The sequence below is a fragment of the Pseudomonas sp. H3(2019) genome, from assembly GCF_007713465.1.
GTDB lineage: Bacteria > Pseudomonadota > Gammaproteobacteria > Pseudomonadales > Pseudomonadaceae > Aquipseudomonas.
The window spans coordinates 109,459-122,346 of the sequence record NZ_VMSG01000010.1 but is presented as its reverse complement, the minus strand read 5'-3'; the positions used below and the strand labels follow the sequence as shown (position 1 = coordinate 122,346).

General features: G+C 59.5%; 14 protein-coding genes. 3 read left to right on the top strand and 11 right to left on the bottom strand.

The window, feature by feature from the left end:
• Window positions 1-9: 9 nt before the first annotated feature.
• The 5 genes from FPT12_RS12500 to FPT12_RS12480 are packed head-to-tail and all read right to left on the bottom strand — an operon-like array spanning window position 10 to window position 3,860.
• On the bottom strand, window positions 10-840 hold the full coding sequence (locus FPT12_RS12500) for a DUF2797 domain-containing protein (protein ID WP_145016532.1): 831 nt from the start codon (window positions 838-840) through the stop codon (window positions 10-12).
• Entirely contained in the window at window positions 837-1,097 is a 261-nt protein-coding gene (locus FPT12_RS12495) for a YeaC family protein (RefSeq protein ID WP_145016531.1), read from the bottom strand. Before FPT12_RS12495 ends, FPT12_RS12500 begins: the two co-directional genes overlap by 4 nt.
• A gap of 32 nt (window positions 1,098-1,129) precedes the next feature.
• Entirely contained in the window at window positions 1,130-2,002 is an 873-nt protein-coding gene (locus FPT12_RS12490) for a rhomboid family intramembrane serine protease (RefSeq protein ID WP_145016530.1), read from the bottom strand.
• Window positions 1,999-2,973 (bottom strand): metallophosphoesterase, encoded by a 975-nt coding sequence (locus tag FPT12_RS12485; protein WP_178098740.1) that lies wholly within the window; start codon window positions 2,971-2,973, stop codon window positions 1,999-2,001. The genes FPT12_RS12490 and FPT12_RS12485 overlap by 4 nt, the downstream gene beginning before the upstream one ends.
• Entirely contained in the window at window positions 2,970-3,860 is an 891-nt protein-coding gene (locus FPT12_RS12480) for an NAD(+) kinase (RefSeq protein WP_019690613.1), read from the bottom strand. Before FPT12_RS12480 ends, FPT12_RS12485 begins: the two co-directional genes overlap by 4 nt.
• 120 nt (window positions 3,861-3,980) lie before the next feature.
• On the opposite strand from FPT12_RS12480, the gene FPT12_RS12475 reads away from it, so the two are divergent.
• Window positions 3,981-4,931: a DUF1853 family protein gene (locus FPT12_RS12475; RefSeq protein ID WP_145016528.1), complete on the top strand. Its 951-nt coding sequence runs from the start codon at window positions 3,981-3,983 to the stop codon at window positions 4,929-4,931.
• 47 nt (window positions 4,932-4,978) lie between these two features.
• Here FPT12_RS12475 and FPT12_RS12470 read toward each other — a convergent pair whose 3' ends face one another.
• The 4 genes from FPT12_RS12470 to FPT12_RS12455 form a co-directional block, all read right to left on the bottom strand.
• Window positions 4,979-6,262 carry an arsenic transporter gene (locus FPT12_RS12470; RefSeq protein WP_145016527.1) on the bottom strand — a complete coding sequence of 428 codons (1,284 nt, stop codon included), beginning with the start codon at window positions 6,260-6,262 and terminating at the stop codon, window positions 4,979-4,981.
• A gap of 42 nt (window positions 6,263-6,304) precedes the next feature.
• Complete coding sequence (locus FPT12_RS12465; protein ID WP_019690616.1) at window positions 6,305-6,652, bottom strand: metalloregulator ArsR/SmtB family transcription factor; 348 nt, start codon at window positions 6,650-6,652, stop codon at window positions 6,305-6,307.
• A 96-nt stretch (window positions 6,653-6,748) separates the two neighbouring features.
• Complete coding sequence (locus FPT12_RS12460) at window positions 6,749-7,852, bottom strand: DUF2855 family protein (RefSeq protein WP_145016526.1); 1,104 nt, start codon at window positions 7,850-7,852, stop codon at window positions 6,749-6,751.
• A 99-nt stretch (window positions 7,853-7,951) separates the two neighbouring features.
• Window positions 7,952-8,509 (bottom strand): NADPH-dependent FMN reductase, encoded by a 558-nt coding sequence (locus FPT12_RS12455; RefSeq protein ID WP_145016525.1) that lies wholly within the window; start codon window positions 8,507-8,509, stop codon window positions 7,952-7,954.
• A 185-nt stretch (window positions 8,510-8,694) separates the two neighbouring features.
• Here FPT12_RS12455 and FPT12_RS12450 point away from each other — a divergent pair, with 185 nt between their 5' ends.
• The gene (locus FPT12_RS12450) at window positions 8,695-8,955 is read left to right on the top strand and encodes a hypothetical protein (protein ID WP_145016524.1); all 261 of its coding nucleotides are present in this window, start codon (window positions 8,695-8,697) and stop codon (window positions 8,953-8,955) included.
• Between the two features lie 87 nt (window positions 8,956-9,042).
• Window positions 9,043-9,936, top strand: a complete 894-nt coding sequence (locus tag FPT12_RS12445) for a LysR substrate-binding domain-containing protein (RefSeq protein ID WP_145016523.1) — start codon at window positions 9,043-9,045, stop codon at window positions 9,934-9,936.
• Here FPT12_RS12445 and FPT12_RS12440 read toward each other — a convergent pair.
• Together FPT12_RS12440 and FPT12_RS12435 are read right to left on the bottom strand one after the other, a co-directional pair.
• On the bottom strand, window positions 9,902-10,516 hold the full coding sequence (locus FPT12_RS12440; RefSeq protein WP_145016522.1) for a GNAT family N-acetyltransferase: 615 nt from the start codon (window positions 10,514-10,516) through the stop codon (window positions 9,902-9,904). The genes FPT12_RS12445 and FPT12_RS12440 overlap by 35 nt on opposite strands.
• Window positions 10,517-10,530: 14 nt before the next feature.
• Window positions 10,531-12,786 carry an Orn/Lys/Arg decarboxylase N-terminal domain-containing protein gene (locus tag FPT12_RS12435; protein WP_145016521.1) on the bottom strand — a complete coding sequence of 752 codons (2,256 nt, stop codon included), beginning with the start codon at window positions 12,784-12,786 and terminating at the stop codon, window positions 10,531-10,533.
• Window positions 12,787-12,888 lie beyond the last annotated feature (102 nt).

Below are 12,888 nucleotides of genomic sequence, written 5' to 3'. Positions count from 1 at the left end.
GGAGTCCTTTTACTGATGCACGGCGAGCTGGTAGGCCGTGTATTTACGAATATTGATCACGCCGGTATCGAAGATCAGGTATTGACCCTTGATCCCCAACAGCGTGCCTTCGGCAATCGGGTTCTTGTCCAGATTGAAGCTGACAATCTTGGCCGGGTACTGCTCGACCGGGTAACGGATTTCAATCGGCTCGACATCAAATACCGGTTGAATCGCTTGCAGACCGAAGCGCTCCTGCAGTCCTTGCACGCCCTCGGCACAGCTTGCGAAGAGTTGATCACGAATCTGTTTCAGGTCAACCGGAGCCGCATCGCCCTTGAGCAAGGCGCGCCAGTTGGTCTTGTCGGCCACCTGACTGCGGAACAGGTCTTCGACGAAGCCGGATTGCTGACGGGTCGACACGCGCATGATCGGCAATGCCTGGCTGGCGCCCTGATCGAGCCAGCGGGTCGGCAACTGAGTGGCGCGGGTGATCCCGACCTTGACGCCCGACGAATTGGCCAGATACACCACGTGGTCGGTCATGCAGAACTGCTCGCCCCAGGCCGGCTCACGGCAAGTGCCGGCGTCATAGTGGCAACGCTCGGGGCTCATGATGCAGACATCGCACTGCGCCAGTTTGGTCATGCACGGGTAGCAGTAACCTTGGCTGAAGCTGGTTTTGGTTTTGCGTCCGCAATGGATGCAGTGGATCGCCCCCAGGTATTCCAGGCGAACCGTGCTGCCGATCATGGGATTGACCGGCACCTCGGTATCGCCCAGGCGAAAAGCGTATTGCACCGCCGACGCGTCAAGGCGTGCCGACATCTTGCTGATTGCACCGCGGCCAATCTCGATCAATGGATGGCATCCGACTTGAACAGGATATTCGGCACAGTGATCGACTTCGAACTGCATTCCTGCGGCCCCATGTAGCCGGTGCGCTGATCTTCGGGCAGGTTCTGTACTTCCCAGGCAATCATCGCCTGCAACGACAGCTCGCGCTGCTCGGCAGTCAGTTTGCCGCCGTCGGACCACTTGCCGATCTCTACCGCCAGCTTCAGGCTCTGGTAAATTTCCGGCGTGATGTTTTTGATCATTTCGTTAAAAGAGGACATCAGGTCTCCGCGCTCGTTATTCACAGCACAATTTAGGCGGCAAGTTTACGGCGACTGTACAAGCCGCCCAACAAACCGGTGAGGCATCCGACGAGTAACCCGCCGACGTGCGCCGCATTGGCAATTTCACCGAAGCCGATCATCGAGATCAGCCCCGACATACACAGCAGCAACCACACCAGCATCATCACCAATACCCCGCGAGGCAGGCGATACGCCGGGTTCGGCGACAGCAACTGGTAGATCCAGCAATGCCCGAGCAGGCCGTAAAGCACTCCGGACAGGCCGCCGAACAAGGTCGCGCCGCCGTAATAATATTGGGCATAGTTCGACACCAGGCTGAACAGCAACGTCAGCCCCAGCAGGTTGATACTGCCCTGACGCGACTCGATACGCCGCCCCAGTTCCCAGTACCACATGCCGTTCATGGCCAGGTGGAGAACGCCGAAGTGGATCAGCATCGGCGTCACCAGACGCCACCACTGCCCCGCTGCCAGGCTGTCGGCCAACGGCGTGAAGTGGATGTATTCGCCCACCACACGAAACTCGAGGAACGTCAGCCAGCGCATGGTATCGAGGTTCTCGCCGAGCAACGTCACCGCGCCGACGATCATGCTCAGCAGCAGAATCAGCGCCGTCATCGGGCTGTGGCGCAGTTGCTCGACGAACCCCGGACGCTGGAGGTTCGCTTGTGCGGCCGGGATATCCAGTTGATGCTCGGGATCGCCCGCAGGAAACCGTTCGTACAACGAGCGCACGTCTTCGCTGATCGCGTCCGGCACCCACAGCACCTGTTCACCGGCTTCTTCGCTAACCCGATGCGGCACGTGCATGCGTTGCAGCAATTTGACGAAACCACTCAGGTCCACCGCCAGCGGCAGACGCAAAACAGCAACAACACTCATCGCAATACCTCTGGCCGTTCAACATCGACCCAGACAAATTTGTGTGGATCGAGACGGGTTTCCTGGTCCAGCCGATAGGCAACCAGCTTGCCGTACAACACCGCGCTGTAATCCAGGCAGGCCAGGTTCGGGCGGATCGGCGCCGGTTTGCCGCTACGCCAGTAGTGCCCGACAAACAACAGCGGTTCGTCGATGCCGTAGCGCAACAGGTTATCTTTTTCTACCGGCGACAGCGGCGTGCGAGCCACGGACTCTGGCAAGGCATCTGGCTGGAACACAATATCGCCATAGGTTTGCGGGTTGTCTTCCCAGAATTTGGTGCGAAAGAACGAGCGCGTCAGACCGTCGCCGCTGGTCATGGTCAAGCCGTGCGGCAGGCGCATGTCGGTGCCGCGCAGCAAGCGGTCGAAAGCCATGCAGGCGAAACTGCCGGAAACCGCCGCCGCCTGGACAAAGTGCTCATCGACGCAGCCATCAGGGTGTTGCGCGCGCAGCACGTCGATCAGGCCACCGTCCCAGCAGGCGTGGACGACCCGGAAGCGCCCGGCATCGACAAACAACGGCATCTCGTAGAACCAGGCAAGAAAGTCATGCCAGTCCGCCGGGTGATTGGCAAATTGAGTCAGGGTTTCGTCGAGCAGGCGCGCATGCCGTGGCGTGTGATCACGCACATACTGTTTGCCACTGCCGGGCGGCGCTGGCGTGCTCCAGCCAAGGGCATTGAATTCATGGTTGCCCATGATGCACAGCGCCTGACCGGCCGCGACCATGTCGTGAACGATGTGCAGCGCTTCGCGAATCCGCGGGCCGCGGTCGATGATATCCCCGAGAAACACGGCCATGCGTGACGGATGGCGCCAGACGCCGGCTTGCTTGTGATACCCGAGTCGGTCCAGCAAATGCTCAAGGGTATGAGCGCAACCGTGCACGTCACCGATCAGGTCGTAGCTACGCGCGGGATCGAGCATCAGTCGCCTCCACCGCCCAACCGGCTGCCCCAGCCAAGCTTGGTCCGGCAGACTTCGTAGTAGTTGTGGTCCAGCGGATGAATCAGCCGCAGTTTCTGCGCCTTCTTGCTCACAGTGATGGTGTCGCCGGGGGCGCAGGTGAAGTGGTTCTGCCCGTCACAGGAGACTTGCGGGTAAATCTGCATATCCTTCGACACGACGATTTTCAGCTCGCTATTGCCATCGACCACAATCGGCCTTCCTGACAAGGTATGGGGGTACATCGGCACAATCACAATGGCATCGAGCTTGGGATGCATGATCGGGCCACCTGCCGAGAGCGCATAGGCCGTGGAACCGGTGGGTGTGGCGACGATCAGGCCGTCGGCCTTTTGGCTGCAGACGAACTGGCCGTCGATGTACAGCTCGAACTCGATCATCCGCGTCGACTTGCCGGGGTGCAGCACCACGTCGTTCAGCGCATCACCCTGGCCGATGGCCTCGGCGTGACGGCGAACTTCGGCCTGCAACAGGAAGCGGTTTTCGACCAGATAGTGCCCGTCGAGCACTTCGGCGACTTTGACTTCGAGCTCATCCGGGCGGATGTCGGTCAGAAAGCCCAGGTTGCCGCGGTTGATCCCCAGCACCGGAATGTTGTGCCGTGCCAATGCCCGAGCGGCGCCCAGCAGGCTGCCGTCACCGCCCACCACAATCACCATGTCACAGACTTCGCCGAGCATCTTGCGCGATGAGGTTTGCAGGCCATGGCCAGGCAGGACTTCGGCGATGGTGTCCTCGAGAATCACATGCAAGTGCCGGTCAAGCAGGAATCTTTTCAGTCGGCGAACGGTATCCAGCACCTGTGAACTGCCCAGGCGACCGATGATGCCGATATTGCGAAATTGCTCCATGGGGCTCCTAGTCAGGATCTGTCGACGCTTGGTCTGCGCCGGCGAAAAACACGATTATGGGCGAAAGCGGGCCGTAGACAAAATCCTTTCAGCCGCGAGCCAAAGCGCTATGCTCGCAACATGACCTTATTTCCTGGCTTGCTCGCCCTGCCCCGCCAGTTGCGCCATCCCGAAGTGCGCGACCTGGCTTGGGTCATCCTCGCGCCTCCGATGCTCAGCGAAACACCCTGGCCACAACGCCATCCACTGGCCGGCAGCGACTGGGTACAAGCCCCCGAACGACTGGAACACTGGCTGCGTCAGCTCGATCAGGACAGCCGTGAGCTGCAGCGCTGGCTGGCACTCGGCCCGACTCGTCGCCTGGGCCTGTATTACGAACGCCTCTGGCAGTTTGCCGTGCAGCATGCGCCGGGGGTCGAGCTGATTGCCGCCAACCTGCCGATCCGCCGCGAGGGTCACACGCTGGGCGAGCTGGACATGCTGCTGCGTGACCGCGATGGCGTGCATCACCTGGAACTGGCGATCAAGTTGTATCTGGGCCCACAGAACGGCGAAGGCCACGACACTGCCCAGTGGCTTGGCCCGGGCTGCCATGACCGACTGGACCGCAAGCTGGCGCACCTGACCCACCATCAACTGCCAATCTCCGCGCGCTCCGAAAGCCGCGAAGCGTTGGCCGCACTGGACATCCTGCGGTTCAGCGCACACCTGTGGCTGGGCGGTTATCTGCTGTACCCATGGCCTGGCCAAACCCAATCACCCGACTGTGCCCATCCGCAGCACCTCAAAGGGCGCTGGCTGCATCAGCGAGACTGGGCACACTTTATCGCCCAGAGCCCACCCGGCCGCTGGCAACCCTTGCCACGGCACGCCTGGCTCGCGCCCGCCCACTATCTTGCCGAGCACACCTGGGACCGCACGCAACTGGAGACCTGGCTGAGCGGACTCGACCCGCAGGCACCTGCGCAGTTGCTGGTACGCCTGACTGAAAACAACGACGGTGACTGGGAAGAAGCCGAGCGATTGTTTCTGGTGGCCGATTTGTGGCCGAACGTACCGGGCCAGGGTTAAGTCTTGTACCGTCCGAACCTGCCTGCTCACGATAGGGCCGACACGGTCTAGATAGACAGGCGCAACGCCAACGCCGCCAGGGTCACCAGCAACACCGGCACTGTCAGCACAATCCCGACCTTGAAGTAATACCCCCAGCCAATCTGGATATTCTTGCGCGCCAGCACGTGCAACCAAAGCAAGGTCGCGAGGCTACCGATCGGGGTGATTTTCGGCCCCAGGTCGCTGCCGATCACATTGGCGTAGATCATTGCCTCTTTCACCACCCCGGTGGCCTGGCTGGCATCGATCGACAACGCCCCGATCAACACCGTCGGCAGGTTGTTCATCATCGACGACAACAGCGCGGTCAGCAGCCCGGTGCCCATGGCGGCGCCCCACACGCCGTAGTCCGCGAACACGTCCAGCCAACCGGCCAGGTACGTGGTCAACCCGGCATTACGCAAGCCATAAACCACCAGGTACATGCCCAGGGAAAAAATCACGATGTGCCACGGGGCTTCTTTCATCACCTTGCGTGTGGAAATCCTGTGCCCACGGGCAGCGATAGCCAACAGCAATGCCGCGCACACCGCCGAGATCGCGCTGATGGGAATCCCCAATGGCTCCAGGGCAAAACAGCCCAGCAGCAAAATCACCAGCACCCACCAACCGGCAACGAAGGTTGCCTTGTCATGAATCGCGGTCTTCGGGTCTTCCAGTTGTTCCAGGTCGTAATCGGCAGGAACGTCCCGTCGGAAGAACCACAGCAACACCGCCAGCGTCGCCGCGACGGCCACCAGGTTGACCGGCACCATGACCGCTGCATAACGGTTGAACCCGATGTGGAAGAAGTCCGCGGAGACGATGTTCACCAGGTTCGACACCACCAGCGGCAGGCTCGCGGTATCGGCGATAAACCCGGCACCCATCACGAACGCCAGCGTCGCCGTCGGAGAGAATCGCAAGGCCAGCAGCATCGAAATCACGATGGGCGTGAGGATCAACGCTGCACCATCATTGGCGAACAACGCCGATACCAGCGCCCCGAGCAATATCATGTAAGCGAATAGCTTGCGCCCGTTACCGCGCCCCCAGCGAGCCACATGCAACGCCGCCCAGGCAAAGAAACCCGCTTCATCCAGCAGCAGGCTGATGATGATCAGCGCCACAAACGTCCCGGTGGCGTTCCAGATGATGTCCCATACCAGCGGAATGTCGCTGACCTGTACCACCCCGCAGAGCAGCGCCAACACGGCACCCAGCACCGCACTCCAGCCGACGCCGAGGCCTTTGGGTTGCCAGATCACCAGGGTAATGGTCTGGAGGAAAATCAACGACGCGATCAGCATGCGAAACAGCCTTGAGCAAGAGGTAAAAAGGTGTAGGGAGAATCAGCAGCAACGGACCGGACGATCATCCATCGCCTGTAGTCGCGCGACATCAGTGCCAAGCCATGCGCCGTTGGCTGCCAGCGCGCCGTGCAACAACGTCACGACCCACGGAGATAATTGCGGGTGCAGGCGATAAAAAACCCATTGCCCCTGACGACGGTCCGCCAGCAAGCCATGACTGCGCAATTGCGCCAGGTGACGGGAAATTTTTGGCTGACTCAGGTCCAGCGCCGCCGTCAGCTCGCACACGCACAGCTCACCCTCTTTGGCGATGAGCAACGCGATACGACTGCGGGTGTCATCGGCCAATGCCTTGAACACATCGACGGGATTGCAGGAATCGGACATGGAAGTGAATGCGCCTGAACAAACGAAGCGCGAATATATGGAATTTCGAATATAGGGTAAAGCGAATAAACCGTATTGCACGCACCCCCTAGAGCCTCACAAACGAATCACATGCCCCTCGATCGGCGCGACCTGCCCGTGAAACAGCCGCGAAATCACCGTTTGCGCCGCTTCAAGCCCACCACTCTCCACCACCCTGAGCAATGGATTGGCCGGTGCCGTCACTCGCCGATGAAACTTCTGCCCGCCCTCACCGATGTACTCGATAAGCCGCTGCGCTCCCCATTCGGCATTGCGTTTGCGAATCTGGATCGGTGCGAAGAAAAACGCCGGCTGCGGCCCTGTTATAGCGCTCAGTTGCGCCTCATCCGTGCTCTGGGTAGAACCTACAGCGCAGCTGTAAACCAATTGCCCGGCGAAATGCTGATGCACCTGATCGCGTAAATCCAGACGGCCAGAGAAATCCACGTACAAGGTCGGACGGTCAGTGGGCAACGACGCCAACTCGGCGTACCCGAGCGTGCGTTCGTAACACCCAAGATGCTCAACAAACGCCTTGTTCCCGGCCGATGTCAGTGCCACGCGTTCCAGATTCGACTGGTCCTCCAGACAAATAGCCGTGCCGAAAGCGGTTTTGCTCGAAGCGCTGGAGAACACCACGCGCGTCGCACCGAAGAACTGATTGTCCTGTAGGAAGTCTGCCAACATCAATGACGTCAAAAACAGCGGGTTGAGCAGCATTTGCAGGTTTTCATTCGCAGGGCTGTAGTACCGATCCCAGCTGCAACGGGTGTACTGGTTGTAAACCGAGTTCAATGTTTGACGATGCTCGACGGCGTCATGAAAACCGCGTTCGGTCACTCGATCTGGACGCACCCAGAGATGGCTGGCCAGTGGAAAGTACCCGTAAAAGCGCTCCCCTACCGTAATGCCATCGACTTCGGAGGCGAGCACATCGGCAAAACCCCAGGTCGGGATGTGGCCCCATTCCGATTGCCCCGTCGGAAAGAACCCCCAGTAATTCATCGACTCGCCATAGGCAGCGTAGGTGATGTTATTGGTGGTCAGAGCACAGCGATCAATCTTCAGGATCACTTCACCAACCGCCGGAATCAGGCTGCGCTGCTCACGCACGAGACGATTCTGGTCGATGACGTTTTTACGGATGATCAGCCGTGTGACCGTGCCCAGGCTTTGCATTGTTCAGACTCCTTGTCGTGTGGCTGTCCAACATCCAGTGGCTCGATCATTAGTCGACTGGCCAGCGCTTCCGAAGCGCAAGCACTGGCCCCCGACCGATCAATCCTTTTTAAATTGCTCGACCCACTCGGCGTAGGCATTGATGAAACTCTGCAAAAACGGCCTGACCGAGTCGGACACGTTGCCCGACTCATCGAACGCCGTACCGGCGTTGCTCAGGTAGGCTTCCGGTTGCTGCATGCAAGGCACATTGAGAAACACCATGGATTGACGCAAATGGTGGTTAGCACCGAAACCACCGATAGCGCCGGGCGAAGCGCTGATCACCGCCCCCGGTTTGCCGCCCCAGGCACTCTTGCCATAAGGACGGGAACCGACGTCGATAGCGTTCTTCAGGGGGGCAGGCACCGAGCGGTTATATTCCGGCGTCACGAACAGCACCGCGTCGGATGACCTCACCTGTTCGCGGAAAGTGCTGTAGGCTGCCGGCGGGGTTACGTCGATGTCTTCGTTGTAGAGCGGCAGGTCGCCAATCTCGACGATGTTCAGCTTGAGGTTTGCCGGAGCCAGTTCAGCCAGCGCCAGCGCGACTTTGCGGTTGATCGACTGTTTTCTCAAGCTGCCAACCAGGACAGCAATCGTATAGACCTTGCTCATTGGGAGTTCCCGACTATCTGGCTAAAGGAGCCTGTAGTTATAGATGATTCGGCAGCACTTCAATGTGTTCCTTGTCGCGGAATGGCAGTTAAACACTATTTTTTTCCTGTAGGAAAACTTACCAAGCTTATCGACGGTCTACAGAACCGCAAATTGAGTGACTTATCTCCAGAGGTTCTAAGCAGATGGCAGCAGTACTCGTCGGACAATTCCATGCAAGAGATGCGGAAGGCCGTGTTTATTCAGTGCATGAGTTCCAGGAATCCACTCCGTCGGCAGACGGTTTCGGCAGCACGGAGCCTGTCACCACCTATAAGCTGGCCATTGGCGATCGCATCAAGAAGCTCGATGACAACCAGTTTCTATTGATTCAGTCGGAAGTCACCATCGTTCGTGAACCCGACACTTATGTCGGAAGCTTGCCGGAAACCACCGTCGCCTCATAACCCTGTGTTATGAGCTGAAGTCATAGGCACGGACTTGGGTTAGGATTCAGTCACTGACCCCTCACCTGCTGAACATGGACTTCACGCATGCGTTTACGTCATATCGAAGTGATCCAGGCACTCCTGCAAACCGGTCATCTGGGCACCGCTGCCGAGATGCTGCAATTGCCGGTGGCCGAGGTCGAGGGGATTCTGCGCGAAGCCGAGGAACAGCTCGGCTTCATGCTGTTTGCCAGCGTACGCGGGCGTTTGCAGGCTACCCGTGAGGCGCGGGAGTTGCAGGTCGAGATTGCTCACGTCTTTGACGCGCTCGAACCGGTGCAGCGGCTGGCCAACAGCCTCAAACAGTACCTGGCGCCGCCGTTGCGGATCATTTGCACGCCCCCTTTGGCGCAGCACTTGTTGCCACAAGGCATTGCCACCCTGCGTCGACGCTTCCCGGATGCACCCTGCTCCCTGCTCAGCCAACCCACGCGTGACATCGTCAGAAGTCTGCTGCTGCGTGAAAGCGATCTCGGCTTGAGCCTGCACGACCCCGACCACCCCGACATTCAGTGTCAGATCATTGCCCAAGGCAAACTCCAGCTTCTGGCGCCTCATGGCTGGCTGCAACCCAAGCAAAAATACATTTCCGTGCAGGACCTGGCCGGCCAGTCGATGGTCGGGCTCGAAGGCCACGACCCGCTCAGCGTTATGTTCGAGAGCAAACTACACGCCTTGCGCCCGGCACCGGTGGTGCAAACCCGGGTTCAGACCCATCAGATGATGCGCAGCATGGTCGAGGCCGGCGAAGGCCTGGCCGTTGTCGATCCGTTTACCGCGATCGGCGCCAAAGCCAGCGGACTGGACGTTTGCCCGCTCTCGCCGGCCGTTCCGATCAGCCTTTACGCCTTGACCCTGAACAATGCCGCGATAGCGCCTGCGGCCCAGGCCTTACTGGAGATCATCAAGGAACAAGCCGAGGCGATGCTGGCGGGCTGATCGGACTGTCCAACGGGTTATCGAACAGCCGATACCAGAACAACGCGACCTCAGCGGTTTGCGGGTCAATGCCGCGATAACGCAGATGATCGATGCCGCCGATCACATAACCGCATCGCTCATACAATCGACAGGCACCCAGGTTGTTATTCTGCGTCTCCAGCATGATGCCCGGCAGTTTCTTCTTGCAACTCCAGAACTGCGCGACATCCAGCAACGCCTTGGCCACCCCGTGGCGACGCGCCGGGGCGTGCACTGCCAGCTCATCGATATGGGCAAAACCGTTCCAGTTAGTGCTGATCACGATGTGCCCCACCGGGTGATCGTCGAGAAACGCCATGAAAATCGCACTGTCTACCGCGTTCTGGTAACTGGCAAACTCCTCCGGGTCGATGCCATAGCACTTGCGGTAGGGCGTAATGGTTTCCAGCGACCACTGATCCACCGGCTTATTGAGCTCTGCGACCGCGTAGGCCCGGACCTCAAAACTGAAGTCACTGCCCCAGATATACGCAGCGAATCCCTGATCGGCGACACGTACCGCCAAACCCGGGTGCTTGGGGTTGATGACCGGCTGCATACTCGGAAAAGTCCTCAAGTTTTTATGCAATCGACGGTGTAACACCGCCCACTGCCCTCGCCTTCATGCTGCAGGCCGTGTACATCGGCGACGAAGCCCGGGAAGTTGCTGTTGAACGTGCGGGCAAACGCCAGGTAATCGATGATCGAACGTGTCGACTCGGTAAAGCGTTCGCCGGGCATGATCAGCGGAATCCCCGGCGGATATGGCACTAGCATTACCGCAGCAATACGTCCCTGCAATTGATCAATGGACACCGCCTCGACCTCACCACGAACCAATTGATCATAGGCGTCGGCCGGCTTCATGACGATTTCCGGAAGTACCGTGTACATCCGTTTAAGGTGCTTGGCGGTGGCGTTGCTGCGGTAGCAGGTGTGCAATTGATCACACAGGTCGCGCAGCCCCATGCCTTGATAACGCGCTACGTCTCGTTGCGCGACACACGGCAGGCAGGCCGCCAGGCTGACGTTGGCGTCGTAGCTGCGCTTGAATTCGAGCAACTCGGTAAGCAAGGTGCTCCACTTGCCCTTGGTGATGCCCATGGAAAACAGCACCAGGAATGAATACAGACCGGTTTTCTCCACCACCAGCCCGCGTTCCCAGAGGAACTTGCTGACCACTGCTGCTGGAATCCCCCGCTCGCTCAGCGCGCCACCGGCCGTCAGTCCCGGCATCACCAGCGTCACTTTGATCGGGTCCAGCAGCACGTAATCTTCGGCAATGTCGCCAAAGCCGTGCCAGTCGGCTTCGGGCTGCAACAGCCAGTCGGAGGTCGTGACCCTGTCGATCCCCTCCACCAACGGTGGCTGCCAGATCGAGAACCACCAGTCGTCGGTGGCGATGTGCTGACGCAGGTTAGCCAGCGCCCGACGAAAACTCAGGGCTTCATCAAACATTTCCTGCAGCAGCGAACGGCCGGCAGGGCCTTCCATCATCGCCGACGCCACATCCAGCGAGGCGATGATGCTGTATTGCGGCGAGGTGGAGATGTGCATCATGAACGCTTCATTGAAACGGTCGCGGTCCAGCTGTCGAGCACCGCCATCCTGCACGTGAATCATCGACGCCTGACTGAAGGCCGCCAGCAGTTTATGGGTCGAATGGGTGGTGAACACCAGCGGGCTGTCTTCAGTGCGCAAAGTGCCCATGCCGTAGCGCCCGGCAAAGAACTCGTGAAACGCTGCATACGCGTACCAGGCTTCGTCGAAGTGCAACACTTCGGCGCTGTTGCCCAACGTTTGCTTGATCAGTTCGGCGTTGTAGCAGAGCCCGTCGTACGTCGAATTGGTCACCACCGCCAATTTGACCTTGGGCTCCCGACCCTTGGTCAGCGGGCTCGCGTCGATCTTGGTCTTGATCGATTCGTGGCTGAATTCGCTCAGCGGAATAGGCCCGATGATCCCCAGTTCATTGCGCTCCGGACACAGGTACAGCGGGATCGCCCCGGTCATGATGATCGAGTGCAACACCGATTTGTGGCAGTTGCGGTCCACCAGCACCAGATCGTCACGCGCGACCATGGCTTGCCAGACAATCTTGTTGGCCGTCGAGGTGCCATTGATCACGAAAAACGTGTGATCGGCGCCGAAATTACGTGCCGCACGGGCTTCAGCTTCCGCCAGTGGCCCGGTGTGGTCCAGCAACGAGCCGAGTTCCGGCACCGATACCGACAGGTCCGAACGCAGGGTGTTTTCCCCAAAAAACTGGTGAAACGCCTGGCCAACCGGGCTTTTGTGATAAGCCACTCCCCCGCCATGCCCTGGGGTGTGCCAGGAATAGTTGGAGTCGGCGGTGTGTTGCACCAAGGCCTTGAAAAACGGCGGCAGCAAGCCATCGAGGTAGCTGCGCGCTGCCCGGGCGACCTGGCGCGCCAGAAACGGCACGGTGTCTTCGAACAAATAAAGAATGCCGCGCAACTGGTTCAGTTCGCTCATCGCATCGGCCGGAGCGTTCTCCAGAGTGACCTGCTCGCCCAGGGCGAAGATCGGCAAATTCGGCGCACGGGCGCGGGCCACACGAATCAATTCGGCCATGTTCTGTAAAAGGTGAGTGTTCTCCCCGGCGCCTTCGGCGGCAATCAACATGCACGCGAGGCCGTGGTGAGTCGAAGCGACCAACCGCCCTTCGGCGTAATCCACCGCCGAAAGGACACTGAAACCCTCCTGTGCAAGCTCCGTGGCGATGCCGCGCACGCGATCACCGGCGACTGTGTCGGCCTTGATGTCGCGATGGACAATTAGGACCGGGAACTTCAAGTCTTTATACATGGGGCTCGGCGTCCTGAGGCAGCAGACCGTGGTCTGCCAATACACTCAGGGTAGAGGGTTGAGGCTCGTGTGGCGAGAGGATGCCCCAAAACAGGTCACGCA

Bases quoted from the DNA above. Each gene is read 5' to 3' on its own strand.
- FPT12_RS12460 (WP_145016526.1), bottom strand. From the start codon at position 7,852: ATGCAAAGCCTGGGCACGGTCACACGGCTGATCATCCGTAAAAACGTC.
- FPT12_RS12480 (WP_019690613.1), bottom strand. From the start codon at position 3,860: ATGGAGCAATTTCGCAATATCGGCATCATCGGTCGCCTGGGCAGTTCA.
- FPT12_RS12435 (WP_145016521.1), bottom strand. From the start codon at position 12,786: ATGTATAAAGACTTGAAGTTCCCGGTCCTAATTGTCCATCGCGACATC.
- FPT12_RS12445 (WP_145016523.1), top strand. From the start codon at position 9,043: ATGCGTTTACGTCATATCGAAGTGATCCAGGCACTCCTGCAAACCGGT.
- FPT12_RS12490 (WP_145016530.1), bottom strand. From the start codon at position 2,002: ATGAGTGTTGTTGCTGTTTTGCGTCTGCCGCTGGCGGTGGACCTGAGT.
- FPT12_RS12475 (WP_145016528.1), top strand. From the start codon at position 3,981: ATGACCTTATTTCCTGGCTTGCTCGCCCTGCCCCGCCAGTTGCGCCAT.
- FPT12_RS12470 (WP_145016527.1), bottom strand. From the start codon at position 6,262: ATGCTGATCGCGTCGTTGATTTTCCTCCAGACCATTACCCTGGTGATC.
- FPT12_RS12440 (WP_145016522.1), bottom strand. From the start codon at position 10,516: ATGCAGCCGGTCATCAACCCCAAGCACCCGGGTTTGGCGGTACGTGTC.
- FPT12_RS12450 (WP_145016524.1), top strand. From the start codon at position 8,695: ATGGCAGCAGTACTCGTCGGACAATTCCATGCAAGAGATGCGGAAGGC.
- FPT12_RS12455 (WP_145016525.1), bottom strand. From the start codon at position 8,509: ATGAGCAAGGTCTATACGATTGCTGTCCTGGTTGGCAGCTTGAGAAAA.
- FPT12_RS12495 (WP_145016531.1), bottom strand. From the start codon at position 1,097: ATGTCCTCTTTTAACGAAATGATCAAAAACATCACGCCGGAAATTTAC.
- FPT12_RS12465 (WP_019690616.1), bottom strand. From the start codon at position 6,652: ATGTCCGATTCCTGCAATCCCGTCGATGTGTTCAAGGCATTGGCCGAT.